The organism is Bergeriella denitrificans NBRC 102155 (genome assembly GCF_001592185.1).
Lineage (GTDB): Bacteria > Pseudomonadota > Gammaproteobacteria > Burkholderiales > Neisseriaceae > Neisseria > Neisseria denitrificans.
The window spans coordinates 1-1,006 of sequence record NZ_BCWL01000346.1; the positions used below are offsets into that span (position 1 = coordinate 1).

1 protein-coding gene and 1 pseudogene are annotated in these 1,006 nt (G+C 64.1%); both read right to left on the minus strand.

Annotation, left to right across the window (positions count from 1 at the left end):
• Positions 1 to 170: 170 nt before the first annotated feature.
• On the minus strand, positions 171 to 749 hold the full coding sequence (locus BDE01S_RS10710; protein ID WP_066081420.1) for a phage tail protein: 579 nt from the start codon (positions 747 to 749) through the stop codon (positions 171 to 173).
• A 3-nt stretch (positions 750 to 752) separates the two neighbouring features.
• Positions 753 to 1,006, minus strand: a pseudogene (locus BDE01S_RS11480) (baseplate assembly protein); the annotation flags it as partial.

Here is a 1,006-nt window from a genome sequence, read left to right on the forward strand (position 1 = left end):
TGCACGGCTTTGGCCAGCTCGGTTTTGAGCCACAGGGTGCGGTTGGCCAGCTCGCGCGTGGGGCGGTTGTCTATGCCGTTGGGGCCGCCCATCACGGGGTCGGAGGTTTCGAACTGGTAAATGCCCGCTTCCCAGCGGTTGGTTTCTACTAGATTTGCCATGTGTTTTCCTTATGCGGTTCCTCTGTTGAAGCGGCCGTCGCGGGTAATGCGGCCGTTGTGGCGGACGGCGGAGGCCTGATAGTCGAGCGCGGCCAGTACGCAACGGGCGGGGGCGAAGGCGCGCAGGGTGTGGCGCAGCAAGGCCGCCTGTTCGTTGGTAATCGGGGCGGCCATGATGACGCGGTAGTGCGCCCAGCGGTCGCTGTGGCCGCGGGCGTAGCGGCCGTCGCGCGTAATTTCGCCGTCGTGGCGTTTGTTGCCCATGCCCTCGATGAGTTCCACTTCGCCGAAGCCCAGGCGGCGCACGATTTCGCGGATGGCCCACGGCGTGCCTTTATATCGGTGCAGCTCATACGCGCCTTTAATCAGGCGGCGGCGGGCTTGGTCGGATTCGGCCAGCCAGTAGCCATCGGCACCCAGAATGCTGCGGCTCTCGGCCAGCAGATCCAGATGTTCGGGCGCGACCAGATGTACCAGCCGCGGCATGAGTTTGGGCGTATCGGCCAAGTCCAAGCGCAGCCCCAGATTGGCCAGCATTCTGTAGCGTTGGTCGCGCTCGATGATGTCGGCGTAGGAGAGTTCGGCCACGGTCTAGCCCTCCTGCTGCTGCGCGGCGGTGTTAATGCGTACCGAAGTACAGCGCGCCCATTGGCCGGGGGCGATGACCTGCAGGGCGGGCGAACGCAGAATGACGTTGTACACGCCGTCCACCTTCAAGGCCATCTGAATATCCAGCGGCACGATGTCCAAGCCCAATTTCTCCCTGCGTCCGGCTTCGTAGGCCGCCCATGCGCTTTTGGCGGCGGCCAGCACGGTATCGGGATTGCTGCCTTCGTACAGCACCA